Here is a 16,284-nt window from a genome sequence, read left to right on the forward strand (position 1 = left end):
CGGAAGTGTCCGACAGGGAACCGCCGCGCCGCCGAGTGCCAGGACCGGCCAGGCCCGAACGTCCAGCGGGAGGCAACGCCGCCCGGCGCCGCCCGGAGCCCGGCGCCCGCCAGGCCCGCCGCCCCGGACCACCCCTTCCCGCGGCAGGCCGCCCGACGGGCCCCCGCTCCCTCCGCCTCGGCAGCCCCCGCCCCCGGCTGCGCATGATCAGCCTCGCGCTGACCCTCGTACTGATCGCCTTCGTCGTACGGCTGCTGCAGGTGCAGGCCGTCGACGCGAGCGCGTACGCCGCCAAGGCCGCGCAGAACCGGTACGTCGACTACGTCCTGGCCGCCGAGCGCGGCGAGATCACCGACCGCTCCGGGGTCGCCCTCGCGACCAGCGTGGACGCCTACACGATCACCGCCGACCCGACGCTCTTCACCCGCAAGCAGCTGAAGATCGACGACGGGCCCGAGCAGGCGGCGGCCCTCCTCGCCCCGATCCTCGGCGTGGACCAGGCCGGGTTGGTCAAGAAGCTCAGGCCCGCGAACAAGAACCTGCGCTACGTCGTCCTCGCCAACCGCCAGACCCCGCAGGTCTGGAAGCAGATCAAGGACCTGAAGAGCGCGCTGAACACCAAGTCGGCCACCGACCCGACCACGGTCAATGTGCTGGCCGGCGTCCTCGCCGTCCCCACCACCAAGCGCGTGTACCCGAACGGCGACCTCGCCGCCGGGATACTGGGCTGGGTCAACGCCGACGGCAAGGGCGGCGGCGGGGTCGAGCAGCAGCTGAACAAGGACCTCACCGGCAAGGACGGCAAGGTCCGTTACGCGCAGTCCGGCGGTCTCCAGGTGCCCACCGCGGGCTCCACGGAGACGCCGGCGGTGCCCGGCTCCGACGTCGAGCTGACGATCGACCGTGACATCCAGTGGGCCGCGCAGAACGCCATCACCGAGCAGGTGAAGAAGTCCAAGGCGGACCGCGGGTACGTGATAGTGCAGGACACCCGCACCGGCGAGATCCTCGCCATGGCCAACGCGCCCGGCTTCGACCCGAACGACCTCGCCCAGGCCAACGCGGCGTCCCTGGGCAACGCGGCCCTCCAGGACGCCTACGAGCCCGGCTCCACCGCCAAGGTCATGACGATGGCCGCCGTACTGCAGCAGAACGCGGCCACCCCGCTGACGCACGTCGTCGTGCCGAACCGGCTGCACCGAGGTGACCGGCTCTTCCAGGACGACGTGGACCACGCGACCTGGAACCTGACCCTCAACGGCGTCCTCGCCAAGTCCAGCAACATCGGCACCATCGAGGCGGCCGGTCAGCTCGGCAAGACACAGGCGCAGGCCAACCAAGTCCTGTACTCGTATCTGCACAAGTTCGGCATCGGCACCTACAGCGGGCTCGACTTCCCCGGCGAGACCAAGGGCATCCTCGCGACCCCCGACAAGTGGTCGACCTCGCAGCAGTACACGATTCCCTTCGGCCAGGGCATGTCCCTCAACGCCCTCCAGGCGGCCTCCGTCTACTCGACGGTCGCCAACGGCGGAGTCCGCGTCGAACCCACCCTGGTACGCGGTACGAAGGGGGCCGACGGCCGCTTCACACCCGCCGCGACGCCCAAGAAGACCCGGGTCATCAGTGCGAAGACGGCGAAGACCCTCGCCCAGATGCTGGAGTCCGTGGTGGACGACGAGCAGGGCACCGGCGGTAAGGCCGCGATTCCGGGGTACCGGGTCGCGGGCAAGACAGGCACCGCCAACCGCGTCGATCCGGCCACCGGCAAGTACAAGGGCTACACCTCGTCGTTCGCCGGGTTCGCGCCCGCCGACAACCCCCGCATCACCGTCTACTGCGCGATCCAGAACGCCACCAGCGGAAGCTACTTCGGCGGTCAGATCTGCGGACCGATCTACAAGCAGGTGATGGAGTTCGCCCTCAAGACCCTCCAGGTCCCGCCCACCGGGGCGAAGGCCGCGAATCTGCCCGTGACCTTCACACCCTGATCAGCGCAACAGCCAGGAACCGATCCGTGACCATGATCACCTCCCAGTCCGGGAACCAGGGCCAGCAGGACAGCGGGCCCCGCCCCTCACTTCGCTCCGGGGCGGGTGCGCCCGGTACGCTCACCGCCGTGCCACCCGCCGATCAGTCCCAAAACCCCCAGAAGGGCGCATCCGTGACCTACCCGGGGCCGCCCAGGCCGGCGCAGCTCTCCGCCACACCCCTCGCGGAACTCGCCGACCAACTGGGCGCCGCCGAGCCGGTGTCGACCGCCGAGATCACGGGCATCACCCATGACTCGCGCGCCGTCCGCCCCGGCGACCTGTACGCCGCGCTCCCCGGCGCCCGTCTGCACGGCGCCGACTTCGTCACGCAGGCGGCCGGCCTCGGCGCCGTCGCCGTACTGACGGACCCGGCCGGCGCCGACCGCGCGGCCGCAACCGGCCTGCCGGTACTGGTCGTAGCCGATCCGCGCGGGCAGATGGGCGAGCTGGCAGCGACCATTTACGGCCACCCCGGCCGCGATCTGCTCCAGATCGGCATCACCGGCACCTCCGGCAAGACCACCACCGCGTATCTCGTGGAGGGCGGCCTGAAGACGGTCCGGTCCACCGGGCTGATCGGCACGGTCGAGACGCGCATCGGCGACGAGCGCATGAAGTCGGAGCGCACGACCCCCGAAGCCACCGATCTCCAGGCGCTGTTCGCGGTCATGCTGGAGCGCGGGGTCGACGCGGTCGCCATGGAGGTCTCCAGCCACGCGCTGGTCCTGGGCCGGGTCGACGCCTGCATCTTCGACATCGCCGTCTTCACCAACCTCAGCCCGGAACACATGGAGTTCCACACGGGCATGGAGGACTACTTCCAGGCCAAGGCGCAGTTGTTCACGCCGCTGCGCAGCCGGCGCGGCGTGGTCAACCTCGACGACGCGTACGGCCGCAGGCTCGCCGCCGAGGCCACCGTCCCCGTGGTCACCTACTCCGCCGAGGGCCACCCGGACGCCGACTGGCGCGCCGAGGACGTCCAAGTCGGCCCGATGGACTCGACGTTCACCGCGATCGGCCCCAAGGGCGAGCTGATCACCGCCAGATCGCCGCTCGCCGGCTCCTTCAACGTGGCCAACACCCTCGCCGCCATCGCGGCCCTGGCCGCCGCGGGGCTCGACCCGCAGCTCGCCGCCGACGGCATCGCCGCGGTGCCGGGCGTGCCGGGGCGCCTGGAGCGCGTGGACGCCGGGCAGCCGTATCTCGCGGTCGTCGACTACGCCCACAAGACGGACGCCGTCGAATCGGTCCTGCGTGCGCTGCGCAAGGTCACCGAGGGCAAGCTGCACGTCGTGCTCGGCTGCGGCGGCGACCGGGACAGGACCAAGCGCGAGCCGATGGGTGCCGCCGTCGCCCGGCTCGCCGACACCGCCGTACTGACCTCCGACAACCCCCGCTCCGAGGACCCCCTCGCGATCCTCGCGACCATGCTCCAGGGCGCCGCGTCCGTGCCCGCGCACGAGCGCGGCGAGGTCCAGGTCTTCGAGGACCGGGCCGCCGCCATCGCCGCAGCCGTCGCCCGCGCACAGCCGGGGGACACCGTGCTGGTCGCGGGCAAGGGCCATGAACAGGGCCAGGACATCGCCGGAGTGGTCCGTCCCTTCGACGACCGCCAGGTGCTTCGCGAAGCTATCCAGAAGACTCAGGGATGAACTTGTGATCGCCCTCTCCCTCGCCGAGATCGCTGAAGTCGTCGGCGGGCAGACGCACGACATACCGGATCCGTCCGTCCAGGTCACCGGCCCGGTGGTCCGCGACTCCAGAGAAGTGGAACCGGGCAGCCTCTTCGTCGCCTTCGTCGGCGAGCGCGTCGACGGCCACGACTTCGGACACGCGGTCGTCGAGGCGGGCGCGGTGGCCCTCCTGGCGTCCCGCCCGGTCGGCGTCCCCGCGATCGTCGTGGACGACGTCCAGAGCGCCCTGGGCGCCCTCGCCCGTCATGTCGTACGACGACTCGGCGCGACCCTCGTGGCCCTCACCGGCTCGGCGGGCAAGACCAGCACCAAGGACCTCATCGCCCAGGTGCTCGCGCGCAAGGCGCCCACGGTGTTCACACCGGGATCGTTGAACAATGAGATCGGGCTGCCGCTGACCGCGCTGAGCGCCACCGACGAGACGAGGTTCCTCGTCCTGGAGATGGGCGCCCGCGGCATCGGTCACATCCGCTACCTCACGGATCTGACGCCCCCGAAGATCGGCCTCGTCCTGAACGTCGGCACCGCCCACATCGGCGAGTTCGGCGGCCGGGAACAGATCGCGCAGGCAAAGGGCGAACTCGTAGAGGCCCTCCCTTCAGTTGAAGACGGCGGCGTCGCGGTCCTCAACGCGGACGATCCGCTCGTACGGGCCATGGCGTCCCGTACGAAGGCGAAGGTGATCCTTTTCGGAGAGTCCGGCGAAGCGGACGTACGTGCCGAGAACGTGAGACTCACGGACAGCGGACAGCCCGCCTTCAGCCTTCACACACCCTCCGGGTGCAGCGAAGTGACCATGCGCCTGTACGGTGAGCACCACGTGTCGAACGCGCTCGCCGCGGCCGCCGTCGCCCATGAGCTGGGCATGTCCGCAGACGAGATCGCCACCGCGCTCTCCGAGGCGGGCTCCCTCTCCCGCTGGCGGATGGAGGTCACCGAGCGACCGGACGGCGTGACCATCGTCAACGACGCCTACAACGCGAACCCCGAGTCCATGCGAGCCGCCTTGCGCGCGCTCGCGGCCATGGGCAGGGGGCGGCGGACCTGGGCGGTGCTCGGCAAGATGGCCGAGCTCGGGGACGAGGCGCTCGCCGAGCACGACGCGGTCGGACGGCTCGCTGTCCGGCTCAATGTCGGCAAGCTCGTCGCGGTCGGGGGCAGGGAAGCGTCCTGGCTGCAACTGGGCGCATATAACGAGGGTTCGTGGGGTGAGGAGTCGGTGCACGTGTCCGACGCACAGGCGGCGGTCGACCTGTTGCGCAGCGAGTTGCGCCCGGGAGACGTCGTTCTCGTGAAGGCGTCCCGGTCGGTCGGTCTGGAGAGCGTGGCGCAGGCGCTCGTCGAGGCCGGTACCGAGGGTGAGGTTGCCGCCCGATGATGAAGCAGATCCTGTTCTCAGGAGTCATCGGCCTGTTCCTGACCCTGGTGGGCACCCCGCTGCTGATCAAGCTGCTGGCCCGCAAGGGCTACGGCCAGTACATCCGTGACGACGGCCCGCGCGAGCACGCCAGCAAGCGCGGTACGCCGACGATGGGCGGTATCGCCTTCATCCTGGCGACGGTTGCCGCCTACTTCCTCTCCAAGGTCATCACCGGCTACCCCCCGACCTACTCGGGGCTGCTGGTGCTCGGCCTGATGTGCGGCATGGGTGTGGTCGGCTTCCTCGACGACTACATCAAGATCGTCAAGCGGCGTTCGCTGGGCCTGCGGGCCAAGGCGAAGATGGCCGGCCAGCTGATCGTCGGCATCAGCTTCGCGGTCCTCGCGCTCATGTTCCCGGACTCCCGCGGCAACACCCCGGCCTCGACGAAACTGTCGTTCATCACGGACTTCGGCTGGAAGATCGGCCCGATCCTGTTCGTGATCTGGGCGCTGTTCATGATCCTCGCGATGTCGAACGGCGTGAACCTGACGGACGGTCTGGACGGCCTGGCCACCGGCGCCTCGGTCCTGGTCTTCGGCGCCTACACGTTCATCGGTGTCTGGCAGTTCCAGGAGTCCTGCGCCAACGCGACGACCCTGACCAACCCGAACGCCTGCTACGAGGTACGGGATCCGCTCGACCTCGCGGTCATCGCCTCGGCGCTGATGGGCGCCTGCCTCGGCTTCCTGTGGTGGAACACCTCGCCGGCCAAGGTCTTCATGGGGGACACCGGTTCGCTCGCCCTCGGCGGTGTCGTCACGGGCTTGGCGATTCTTTCCCGCACCGAGCTCCTTGTGGCCGTCATGGGCGGTCTGTTCGTCCTCATCACGATGTCGGTGGTCATCCAGGTCGGCTCCTTCAAGCTCACCGGCAAGCGGGTCTTCCGGATGGCGCCACTCCAGCACCACTTCGAACTCAAGGGCTGGTCCGAAGTGCTCATCGTGGTCCGCTTCTGGATCATCCAGGGCATCTGCGTGATCGTCGGCCTGGGCCTCTTCTACGCGGGATGGGCAGCGGAAAAGTGACCGAAGGGCAGGGGCTCTCCTTCGAGGGCAAGCACGTCACCGTCGCCGGGCTCGGAGTCTCCGGCATCCCGGCGGCCAAGGTCCTGCACGGTCTCGGCGCGCTCGTCACGGTCGTCAACGACGGCGACGACGAGCGCTCCCGGGCCCAGGCCGCCGACCTGGAGGCGCTCGGCATCACCGTGCGCCTAGGCGACGGGGCGACCCTGCCCGCCGGCACCGAACTCATCGTCACCACCCCCGGCTGGCAGCCCGACAAGCCGCTGTTCACGGCAGCCCGGGCAGCCGGTATCGAGATCTGGGGCGACGTCGAACTCGCCTGGCGCCTGCGCGGCCCGGAAGCGGCCCCCTGGCTGGCCGTCACCGGCACCAACGGCAAGACCACCACCGTCCAGATGCTCGCCTCGATCCTGAAGGCGGGAGGCCTGCGCACGGCGGCCGTCGGCAACATCGGCGTCTCGGTCCTGGACGCCGTACTCGGCGACGAGCAGTACGACGTCCTCGCCGTGGAACTGTCGAGCTATCAGCTCCACTGGGCGCCCTCGCTGCGCGCCCACTCCGCCGCCGTACTGAATCTGGCGCCCGATCACCTCGACTGGCACGGCTCCATGGAGGCGTACGCCGCCGACAAGGGCCGTATCTACGAAGGCAATCGGGTCGCCTGCGTATACAACGTCGCCGACAAGGCCACCGAAGAACTGGTCCGCGAGGCCGATGTCGAGGAGGGCTGCCGGGCGATCGGCTTCACCCTCGGCAGTCCCGCGCCGTCCCAACTCGGCGTCGTGGACGGCATTCTGGTGGACCGTGCCTTCGTCGAGGACCGGCAGAAGAACGCCCAGGAACTCGCCGAGGTCTCGGACGTCAATCCGCCGGCCCCGCACAACATCGCCAACGCCCTTGCCGCCGCTGCCCTCGCGCGCGCCTTCGGGGTGCCCGCCAAGGCCGTACGGGACGGGCTGCGGGCCTTCACGCCCGACGCGCACCGCATCGCGCACGTGGCCGATGTGGACGGTGTCGCGTACATCGACGACTCCAAGGCCACCAACACCCATGCGGCGGAAGCCTCGTTGGCGGCCTACGAGTCCATCGTGTGGATCGCGGGCGGACTCGCCAAGGGCGCCACCTTCGACGAACTGGTCGCCAAGTCGGCAAAGCGGCTTCGGGGCGTGGTGCTGATCGGCGCCGATCGTGCGCTGATCGCCGAAGCCCTTGCGCGACACGCGCCGGAAGTACCCGTCGTCGACCTCGACCGGACCGACACTGGGGCGATGCTCGCGGCTGTCCAGGAGGCACAGCGGCTCGCCGCCGCCGGCGACACGGTGCTGCTCGCCCCGGCCTGCGCCTCCATGGACATGTTCGCCAACTACAACAAGCGCGGTGACGCGTTCGCCCAGGCGGTTCGCGAACTCGGCGCCTGACCGACGTGAGCGGAGGCGCTGATGCCCAGTAGCCGTACCGGCCGGCCGCCCGTGCAACAGCGGCCCCCCAGACGTCCCGCCGCCGCACGGACCGTACGGGACAACCCCGTACGACGGCTCTACGCCAACGCGCGCCGGGCCTGGGACCGCCCGCTGACCGCCTACTACCTGATCGCCGGCGGCAGCGTGCTGATCACCGTGCTGGGTCTGGTGATGGTCTACTCGGCCTCCCAGATCACCGCACTCCAACTCTCGCTGCCCGGCTCGTATTTCTTCCGCAAACAGTTCCTCGCCGCCTGTATCGGCGGAGTGCTGGCGCTGGCCGCCTCGCGGATGCCGGTCAAGTTGCACCGGGCGCTGGCCTATCCGATCCTCGCGGGCGCCGTCTTCATGATGGCGCTGGTGCAGTTGCCGGGGATAGGGATGTCGGTCAACGGCAACCGGAACTGGATCTCGCTCGGCGGCTCCTTCCAGATCCAGCCCAGCGAGTTCGGCAAGCTGGCCCTCGTGCTGTGGGGCGCCGACCTGCTGGCTCGCAAGCAGGACAAGGCGATGCTGTCCCAGTGGAAGCACATGCTGGTGCCGCTGGTGCCGGTCGCCTTCATGCTGCTCGGGCTGATCATGCTCGGCGGCGACATGGGTACGGCGATCATCCTCACCGCGATCCTGTTCGGCCTGCTCTGGCTGGCCGGAGCGCCGACCCGGCTCTTCGCCGGCGTGCTGTCGATCGCGGCCTTGATCGGTGTGATCCTCATCAAGACCAGCCCCAACCGCATGGCCCGGCTCGCCTGCATCGGCGCCACCGAGCCCAAGACCGGGGTCGCCGACTGCTGGCAGGCCGTGCACGGGATCTACGCGCTCGCATCCGGCGGGATCTTCGGCTCCGGGCTCGGTGCGAGTGTGGAGAAATGGGGTCAACTCCCCGAAGCACACACCGACTTCATCTTCGCCGTCACCGGTGAGGAACTGGGTCTCGCGGGGACACTGTCGGTTCTCGCCCTCTTCGCGGCTCTAGGCTATGCGGGTATCCGCGTGGCCGGACGCACGGAGGACCCCTTCGTGAGGTATGCCGCGGGAGGCGTGACCACCTGGATCATCGCTCAGGCGGTGATCAACATCGGTGCGGTGCTCGGCCTGCTGCCGATCGCCGGCGTCCCGCTCCCGCTGTTCTCCTACGGGGGTTCCGCCCTGCTGCCGACCATGTTCGCCATCGGGTTGCTGATCGCCTTCGCGCGCGACGACCCCGCTGCGCGGGCGGCGCTTGCGATGCGGCAACCCCGCTTTGGTAGAAAACGGGGGGGCAGGGGACCCGGTTCCGGCCGAAGTCCCCGGAGATGGAACACGATGCGACGGCGTGCCTCGGCGGCGCGTTCGTCCGGAGAGCGGTGAATTTCGGTGCATGTCGTACTCGCCGGTGGGGGGACCGCCGGCCACATCGAGCCCGCGCTCGCCCTCGCGGACGCCCTGCGCAGGCAGGACCCCACCGTGGGGATCACGGCCCTGGGCACGGAGCGCGGCCTTGAGACCCGCCTCGTACCCGAGCGGGGCTACGAACTCGCGCTGATCCCCGCCGTACCGCTGCCGCGCAGGCCCACCCCCGAACTGATCACCGTGCCGGGCCGGTTGCGCGGCACCATCAAGGCGGCCGAGCAGATCCTGGAGCGCACCAAGGCGGACTGCGTCGTCGGCTTCGGCGGCTATGTGGCACTGCCCGGCTATCTCGCGGCCAAGCGCCTCGGCGTGCCGATCGTGATCCACGAGGCCAACGCCCGGCCCGGGTTGGCCAACAAGATCGGCTCGCGGTACGCGGCCCGGGTCGCCGTCTCCACCCCGGACAGCAAGCTGCGCGACGCCCGCTACATCGGCATCCCGCTGCGCCGCACGATCGCCACCCTGGACCGCGCGGCCGTACGGCCCCAGGCCCGGGCCGCGTTCGGGCTCGACCCGAACCTGCCGACCCTGCTGGTCTCCGGCGGCTCGCAGGGCGCCCGGCACCTGAACGAGGTGGTCGAGCGGGTCGCGCCGTACCTCCAACAGGCCGGAATCCAGATCCTGCACGCGGTCGGCCCGAAGAACGAACTGCCGCAGGTGCACCAGATGCCGGGGATGCCCCCCTACATCCCGGTACCGTACGTGGACCGGATGGACCTCGCGTACGCCGCGGCCGACATGATGCTCTGCCGCGCGGGCGCGATGACCGTCGCCGAACTCTCCGCTGTCGGGCTCCCGGCCGCCTACGTCCCGCTGCCCATCGGCAACGGCGAACAGCGGCTGAACGCCCAGCCGGTGGTCAAGGCCGGCGGCGGACTCCTGGTCGACGACGCGGAACTGACGCCCGAGTGGGTCCAGGGCAACGTCCTGCCCGTGCTCGCCGACCCGCACCGGCTGTACGAGATGTCGCGCGCGGCAAGCGAGTTCGGCCGCCGGGACGCCGACGACCTGCTCGTCGGCATGGTGTACGAGGCGATCGCCTCGCGGCACCGCTAGCCAGATGTGAGAGAGGCAGGGGATCGTGGCCGGACCGACGACCGCCGAACGCGGTGAACGCCAACAGGAGTCGTCCGGCCCGCCCCTTGTCCGGCGCCTGGGACCACGGCGCCTTCGTCTGATTGTCGTACTCGCTCTCGCCGCAGTCCTGTTGGGCGCCGCCGCCGTCTGGCTGCTCTACGGCTCGCAGTGGCTGCGGGTGGAGAAGGTGTCGGTCTCCGGCACCGAGGTCCTGACGCCGGAGCAGGTGCGCGAAGCCGCCGACGTACCGGTCGGCGGACCACTCATTTCCGTCGACACCGATGCGATCGAGGCCCGACTCCGCCGGAAATTGCCCCGAATTGACGCGGTTGACGTAGTCCGTTCCTGGCCTCATGGAATCGGGCTGAAAGTGACCGAACGCACCCCGGTTCTGGTGGTGAAAAAGGGCGGAAACTTCGTCGAAGTGGACGACGAGGGCGTGCGATTCGCCACCGTTTCCGAGCCCCCGAAGTCCATCCCCACCCTCGAATTGACGCTCTCTGAATCGGGTTCGTCCACCGTCGGCCTGCGCCGCTTCGGCGAGGCCCGACTCCTCCGGGAGGCGGTACGGGTCGCGGGTGACATTCCAGCCGCCGTCGCGCATGACACCCAGGTCGTCAAGGTCCGTTCCTACGACGACATCTCACTGGAGTTGAGTGGCGGCCGGACCGTCTCCTGGGGAAGTGGCGACAAGGGCGCCGCGAAGGCGCGTACGCTCACCGCTCTCATGAAAGCAGCTCCCGGCGCCCGGCACTTCGACGTAAGTGTTCCCACCGCCCCTGCGTCAGCCGGGAGTTGACGCACATTCGCGCAGGCCAGCACCCTGGTTGGGCAGCGCTACGGCTGATCACATAGGGTGAAAAGAAAAACGGGAGGTTCGGCGTGTTCGTTGAACGTGCGCCACTTGTCGACTTAGTGTCCTGTTCAGAAGACTTCAAGGAACGGACACACTGGTAACCCTAAACTTCAACGTTAGGGTTCGGGTCGGCGCTACGGACCGTCCCATTCGGCATCTGCCGTCCCGCGCGGAACCGCGACGGTGACGGCGACGTAATTCGAGGCGAGAGGCCTTCGACGTGGCAGCACCGCAGAACTACCTCGCAGTCATCAAGGTCATCGGTGTCGGCGGCGGTGGTGTCAATGCCATCAACCGGATGATCGAGGTCGGCCTCAAGGGCGTCGAGTTCATCGCCATCAACACCGACGCGCAGGCGCTGTTGATGAGCGACGCCGACGTCAAGCTCGACGTCGGCCGCGAACTCACCCGCGGACTCGGCGCCGGCGCCAACCCGGCCGTCGGCCGCAAGGCCGCCGAGGATCACCGCGAGGAGATCGAGGAGGTCCTCAAGGGGGCCGACATGGTCTTCGTGACGGCCGGCGAGGGTGGCGGCACCGGCACCGGCGGCGCGCCCGTCGTGGCCAACATCGCGCGCTCCCTGGGCGCCCTCACCATCGGCGTGGTCACCCGCCCGTTCACCTTCGAGGGACGGCGCCGGGCCAACCAGGCCGAGGACGGCATCGCCGAACTCCGCGAAGAGGTCGACACCCTCATCGTCATCCCGAACGACCGGCTGCTGTCCATCTCGGACCGCCAGGTCTCGGTCCTCGACGCCTTCAAGTCGGCGGACCAGGTCCTGCTCTCCGGCGTTCAGGGCATCACCGATCTCATCACCACGCCCGGCCTGATCAACCTCGACTTCGCCGACGTCAAGTCCGTGATGTCCGAGGCCGGTTCGGCCCTCATGGGCATCGGCTCGGCCCGCGGCGACGACCGCGCGGTGGCGGCGGCCGAGATGGCGATCTCCTCGCCGCTCCTCGAAGCCTCCATCGACGGCGCCCGCGGCGTCCTGCTCTCCATCTCCGGCGGCTCCGACCTCGGCCTGTTCGAGATCAACGAAGCGGCCCAACTGGTCAGCGAGGCCGCCCACCCCGAGGCCAACATCATCTTCGGCGCGGTCATCGACGACGCGCTCGGCGACGAGGTCCGGGTCACCGTGATCGCGGCCGGCTTCGACGGCGGCCAGCCGCCGACCCGCCGCGAGTCCACCATGGGCTCGACCTCGGCCCGCCGCGACGAGCCGACTCCGGTACGGCAGGAGAGCCGCCCGTCCTTCGGCTCGCTCGGCAGCGTCAAGCCGAAGGAGGACCCGGAGCCCGCGCCGGAGCCGGTCGCCGACCTCCCGGTCGCCCCGCCGGTCCCGCCGTCGCGGACCTACTCGGACAGCGCCGCCGAGGAGCTGGACGTACCGGACTTCCTGAAGTGATAGGACAGTTCGACACCGTGAGCGGCGCGCATTTCGCCTTCACCGACAGGTGGGGCGGGGTGAGCGCCGTTCCGTACGAGGAGCTCAACCTCGGCGGCGCGGTCGGCGACGACCCCGACGCGGTACGTACCAATCGCGAACTGGCCGCCAAGTCACTGGGCTTGGACCCGGCCCTGGTGGTCTGGATGAACCAGGTGCACGGCGCCGACGTGGCGGTCGTCGAGGGGCCGTGGGGCGCCTCGGACATCCCCTCCGTCGACGCGGTCGTCACCGCCCGGCGCGGCCTCGCCCTCGCCGTGCTGACCGCCGACTGCACGCCGGTCCTGCTCGCCGACCCGGTCGCCGGGATCGCGGGCGCGGCCCACGCCGGACGCCCGGGCATGGTCGCCGGGGTCGTCCCCGCGGCCGTACGGGCCATGGTGGAACTCGGCGCCGATCCCGCCCGGATCCTCGCCCGCACCGGACCCGCCGTCTGCGGCCGGTGCTACGAAGTGCCCGCGGACATGCGCGCCGATGTTGCCGCCGTGGAACCCGCGGCGTACGCCGAGACGAGTTGGGGCACTCCCGCGGTCGACGTGACCGCCGGAGCGCACGCGCAGCTCGACCGGCTCGGGGTCCACGACCGGGAGCAGTCGCCGGTGTGCACCCGTGAATCGGACGACCACTTCTCGTACCGCCGCGACCGCACGACCGGGCGGCTCGCGAGCTATGTCTGGCTGGACTGATCGGGCATGACGGACCGTAAGCAAGAAATCGCCGTGAATCTGGCGAGAGTCGAGGAGCGCATCGCCGCCGCCTGTGCGGCGGCCGGGCGGAAGCGCGAAGAGGTGACCCTGATCGTGGTCACCAAGACCTATCCGGCGAGCGACGTGCGGACGTTGGCGGAACTCGGGGTGCGTCATGTCGCCGAGAACCGGGACCAGGACGCCGCCCCGAAGGCGGCGGAATGCGCGGATCTGCCGCTGAGTTGGCACTTCGTCGGTCAGTTGCAGACCAACAAGGTGCGATCCGTGGTCGGTTACGCCGATGTCGTGCAGTCCGTCGACCGCTCCCGACTCGTCACCGCGCTGTCGAAGGAGGCCGAGCGGTCCGGGCGTGAACTGGGCTGTCTCATCCAGGTCGCGCTCGACGCGGGAGTGAGCGGGCGGGGCGAGCGAGGAGGCGTCGGGCCGGGCGGGATCGGGGAGTTGGCCGATCTCGTCGCCGGGTCTCCGGGGTTGCGGCTCGACGGTCTGATGACCGTCGCTCCGCTCACCGGCGAGTACGCGGGACGCCAACTGGAGGCGTTCGGGCGGTTGATGGATTTGTCGACTGACCTGCGCCGAGCCCATCCTGCTGCGAACATGGTGTCTGCAGGGATGAGTGCGGACCTCGAACAGGCCGTGGCGGCCGGAGCGACACATGTGCGCGTCGGTACCTCGGTACTCGGCGTGCGCCCCAGGCTCGGGTAACGTCGCCAGGAAGTCGGACCACAGCAGAAAATATGGTCAATGCCGCCGAAGGCGGGCGTAACGACCTCGTGGATCGCGGGCACTTGGCAGTCGTCAGCCGATCCACCACAGAGCGGAGGACTCAGAGCATGGCCGGCGCGATGCGCAAGATGGCGGTCTACCTCGGCCTCGTGGAGGACGATGGGTACGACGGCCGGGGTTTCGACCCCGACGACGACTTCGAACCCGAACTGGACCCGGAGCCCGAGCGGGACCGGCGACGGCACGAGCCGTCGCACCAGTCACACAGTCCGCATCAGTCTCAAAGGGACGAATCGGTACGAGTGGTGCAGCCTCCGGCCCCTCGCGAGCCGGTGTCCCATTCCGCTTCACTGGGTGCGGAATCAGGGCGTCCGGCGCGTATCGCGCCCGTGGCATCCATCACACAAGAACGCTCGTCCCTGGAGAAGAACGCACCGGTGATCATGCCCAAGGTCGTGTCGGAACGAGAGCCTTACCGGATCACCACACTTCACCCCCGGACCTACAACGAGGCCCGTACCATCGGGGAACACTTCCGTGAAGGCACCCCGGTGATCATGAATCTGACTGAGATGGATGACACAGACGCCAAGCGACTTGTCGACTTTGCGGCCGGTTTGGTGTTTGGTCTTCACGGCAGCATCGAGCGGGTGACGCAGAAGGTGTTCCTGTTGTCGCCTGCTAACGTCGATGTCACGGCGGAGGACAAGGCCCGCATCGCAGAGGGCGGGTTCTTCAATCAGAGCTGAGACAGACAGCCGCTAGGAAGCACGGAACAGGGGAGAGGGAAAGACAGACCATGAGCGTGTTCGCGCAGGTGATCTACATCGCGCTGATGGTGTTCCTCATCGTGCTCATCTTCCGGTTGGTCATGGACTACGTCTTCCAGTTCGCCCGCTCATGGCAACCCGGCAAGGCGATGGTGGTCGTTCTGGAGGCCGCCTACACTGTCACCGATCCACCGTTGAAGCTTCTACGGCGGTTCATTCCGCCGTTGCGTCTCGGGGGCGTGGCGCTCGACCTGTCCTTCTTCGTCCTGATGATCATCGTCTACATCTTGATCTCTATCGTGGGCAATCTCGCGAGGTGACAGTGGACGATACGGTCTTGCCGACTGCCGATGACTACGTTGAGGTGAAGAGATGCCGTTGACCCCCGAGGACGTGCGGAACAAGCAGTTCACGACCGTCCGCCTCCGAGAAGGCTATGACGAGGACGAGGTCGATGCCTTCCTCGACGAGGTCGAAGCCGAACTGACCCGCCTGTTGCGGGAGAACGAGGACCTGCGCGCCAAACTGGCCGCGGCCACGCGCGCTGCTGCCCAGAACCAGCAGAACATGCGCAAGCCCCCCGAACAGGACCAGCAGCAGGGCGGCGGCATGCAGCAGCAGGGGATGCCCCCGCAGGGCATGCCCCAGCAAGGCATGCCGCAGCAAGGCATGCGCGGTCCGGGCGGCCCGGTGCCCGCCGGCATATCGGGCCCGCCGCAGCAGCAGATGGGCGGCCCCATGGGCGGCCCGCCCCAGCTGCCGAGCGGCGCCCCGCAGCTGCCCGCCGGCCCCGGCGGCCAGGGTGGCCCGCAGGGCCAGGGTCCGATGGGACAGGGCCCCATGGGTCAGGGTCCGATGGGCCAGGGTCCGATGCAGGGGCAGATGCAGGGCCAGATGCAGCAGATGGGCCAGGGCCCGATGCAGGGTCAGATGGGCGGCCAGCCCCCCATGCAGCAGCAGATGGGTGGCCCCATGGGCGGTCCCATGGGTGGCGGCATGCCGCAGCAGGGCCCCGGTGGCGACAGCGCCGCCCGTGTCCTCTCGCTGGCCCAGCAGACCGCCGACCAGGCGATCGCCGAGGCCCGTTCCGAGGCCAACAAGATCGTCGGCGAGGCGCGTTCGCGTGCCGAGGGTCTTGAGCGTGACGCCCGTGCCAAGGCCGACGCCCTGGAGCGGGACGCGCAGGAGAAGCACCGCGTCGCGATGGGCTCCCTGGAGTCCGCCCGCGCCACGCTGGAGCGCAAGGTCGAGGACCTGCGCGGCTTCGAGCGCGAGTACCGCACGCGTCTGAAGTCCTACCTGGAGTCCCAGCTGCGTCAGTTGGAGACCCAGGCCGACGACTCGCTGGCCCCGCCGCGTGCCCCGGTCGCCGCGTCGCTTCCGCCGTCCCCGGCGCCCTCGATGGCCCCGGCCGGCGCGAGCGCCCCGTCGTACGGCGGCAACCAGGGCATGGGCGGCCCGCCGCCCGCCGGTCCGTCCTACGGCGGCCAGCAGCAGATGTCCCCGGCGATGACCCAGCCGATGGCTCCGGTACGGCCGCAGGGCCCGTCCCCGATGGGTCAGGCTCCCTCGCCGATGCGCGGGTTCCTGATCGACGAGGACGACAACTAGACCGGCCTTTAGTACGCCATAGGCGTCGGCAGCGTTCAGGGCGGGGCCCCGGATTTCGATCCGGGGCCC

14 protein-coding genes are annotated in these 16,284 nt (G+C 69.5%); all 14 read left to right on the top strand.

All coding sequences use genetic code 11. From position 1 onward, the window contains the following. The first annotated feature begins 5 nt into the window (after positions 1 to 5). Positions 6 to 1,991, top strand: coding sequence for a penicillin-binding protein 2 (locus tag AB0I69_RS41655; RefSeq protein WP_363100997.1), 1,986 nt, complete (start codon positions 6 to 8; stop codon positions 1,989 to 1,991). Between the two features lie 173 nt (positions 1,992 to 2,164). Further along, the gene (locus AB0I69_RS41660) at positions 2,165 to 3,685 is read left to right on the top strand and encodes a UDP-N-acetylmuramoyl-L-alanyl-D-glutamate--2,6-diaminopimelate ligase (RefSeq protein ID WP_363101031.1); all 1,521 of its coding nucleotides are present in this window, start codon (positions 2,165 to 2,167) and stop codon (positions 3,683 to 3,685) included. Between the two features lie 4 nt (positions 3,686 to 3,689). Beyond that, entirely contained in the window at positions 3,690 to 5,105 is a 1,416-nt protein-coding gene (gene murF / locus AB0I69_RS41665) for a UDP-N-acetylmuramoyl-tripeptide--D-alanyl-D-alanine ligase (RefSeq protein WP_363100998.1), read from the top strand. Then, positions 5,102 to 6,175, top strand: coding sequence for a phospho-N-acetylmuramoyl-pentapeptide-transferase (gene mraY, locus AB0I69_RS41670; RefSeq protein WP_363100999.1), 1,074 nt, complete (start codon positions 5,102 to 5,104; stop codon positions 6,173 to 6,175). Before murF ends, mraY begins: the two co-directional genes overlap by 4 nt. After that, positions 6,157 to 7,590 carry a UDP-N-acetylmuramoyl-L-alanine--D-glutamate ligase gene (murD, locus tag AB0I69_RS41675; RefSeq protein ID WP_363101000.1) on the top strand — a complete coding sequence of 478 codons (1,434 nt, stop codon included), beginning with the start codon at positions 6,157 to 6,159 and terminating at the stop codon, positions 7,588 to 7,590. The genes mraY and murD overlap by 19 nt, the downstream gene beginning before the upstream one ends. A 21-nt stretch (positions 7,591 to 7,611) precedes the next feature. Next, positions 7,612 to 8,979, top strand: a complete 1,368-nt coding sequence (gene ftsW / locus AB0I69_RS41680; RefSeq protein ID WP_363101001.1) for a putative lipid II flippase FtsW — start codon at positions 7,612 to 7,614, stop codon at positions 8,977 to 8,979. Positions 8,980 to 8,985: 6 nt separating this feature from the next. Further along, on the top strand, positions 8,986 to 10,077 hold the full coding sequence (murG, locus tag AB0I69_RS41685; RefSeq protein WP_363101002.1) for an undecaprenyldiphospho-muramoylpentapeptide beta-N-acetylglucosaminyltransferase: 1,092 nt from the start codon (positions 8,986 to 8,988) through the stop codon (positions 10,075 to 10,077). 25 nt (positions 10,078 to 10,102) lie between these two features. Then, complete coding sequence (locus tag AB0I69_RS41690; protein WP_363101003.1) at positions 10,103 to 10,897, top strand: FtsQ-type POTRA domain-containing protein; 795 nt, start codon at positions 10,103 to 10,105, stop codon at positions 10,895 to 10,897. A 277-nt stretch (positions 10,898 to 11,174) separates the two neighbouring features. Further along, positions 11,175 to 12,362: a cell division protein FtsZ gene (ftsZ, locus tag AB0I69_RS41695; RefSeq protein ID WP_363101004.1), complete on the top strand. Its 1,188-nt coding sequence runs from the start codon at positions 11,175 to 11,177 to the stop codon at positions 12,360 to 12,362. Then, a complete protein-coding gene (gene pgeF / locus AB0I69_RS41700; RefSeq protein WP_363101005.1) occupies positions 12,359 to 13,087 on the top strand; it encodes a peptidoglycan editing factor PgeF in 729 nt (242 codons plus the stop codon). Before ftsZ ends, pgeF begins: the two co-directional genes overlap by 4 nt. A gap of 6 nt (positions 13,088 to 13,093) precedes the next feature. Then, positions 13,094 to 13,813 carry a YggS family pyridoxal phosphate-dependent enzyme gene (locus tag AB0I69_RS41705; protein ID WP_363101006.1) on the top strand — a complete coding sequence of 240 codons (720 nt, stop codon included), beginning with the start codon at positions 13,094 to 13,096 and terminating at the stop codon, positions 13,811 to 13,813. A 128-nt stretch (positions 13,814 to 13,941) separates the two neighbouring features. After that, positions 13,942 to 14,583 (top strand): cell division protein SepF, encoded by a 642-nt coding sequence (sepF, locus tag AB0I69_RS41710; RefSeq protein ID WP_363101007.1) that lies wholly within the window; start codon positions 13,942 to 13,944, stop codon positions 14,581 to 14,583. Positions 14,584 to 14,633: 50 nt separating this feature from the next. Then, positions 14,634 to 14,924 (top strand): YggT family protein, encoded by a 291-nt coding sequence (locus AB0I69_RS41715; protein WP_019062316.1) that lies wholly within the window; start codon positions 14,634 to 14,636, stop codon positions 14,922 to 14,924. A gap of 52 nt (positions 14,925 to 14,976) precedes the next feature. Further along, a complete protein-coding gene (locus AB0I69_RS41720) occupies positions 14,977 to 16,215 on the top strand; it encodes a DivIVA domain-containing protein (protein WP_363101008.1) in 1,239 nt (412 codons plus the stop codon). Positions 16,216 to 16,284: the final 69 nt, after the last annotated feature.

The organism is Streptomyces sp. NPDC050508 (assembly GCF_040655155.1).
Taxonomy (GTDB): Bacteria; Actinomycetota; Actinomycetes; order Streptomycetales; family Streptomycetaceae; genus Streptomyces.

Bases quoted from the DNA above. Each gene is read 5' to 3' on its own strand.
- mraY (WP_363100999.1), top strand. From the start codon at position 5,102: ATGATGAAGCAGATCCTGTTCTCAGGAGTCATCGGCCTGTTCCTGACC.
- murD (WP_363101000.1), top strand. From the start codon at position 6,157: ATGGGCAGCGGAAAAGTGACCGAAGGGCAGGGGCTCTCCTTCGAGGGC.
- ftsW (WP_363101001.1), top strand. From the start codon at position 7,612: ATGCCCAGTAGCCGTACCGGCCGGCCGCCCGTGCAACAGCGGCCCCCC.
- AB0I69_RS41705 (WP_363101006.1), top strand. From the start codon at position 13,094: ATGACGGACCGTAAGCAAGAAATCGCCGTGAATCTGGCGAGAGTCGAG.
- sepF (WP_363101007.1), top strand. From the start codon at position 13,942: ATGGCCGGCGCGATGCGCAAGATGGCGGTCTACCTCGGCCTCGTGGAG.
- AB0I69_RS41715 (WP_019062316.1), top strand. From the start codon at position 14,634: ATGAGCGTGTTCGCGCAGGTGATCTACATCGCGCTGATGGTGTTCCTC.
- AB0I69_RS41720 (WP_363101008.1), top strand. From the start codon at position 14,977: ATGCCGTTGACCCCCGAGGACGTGCGGAACAAGCAGTTCACGACCGTC.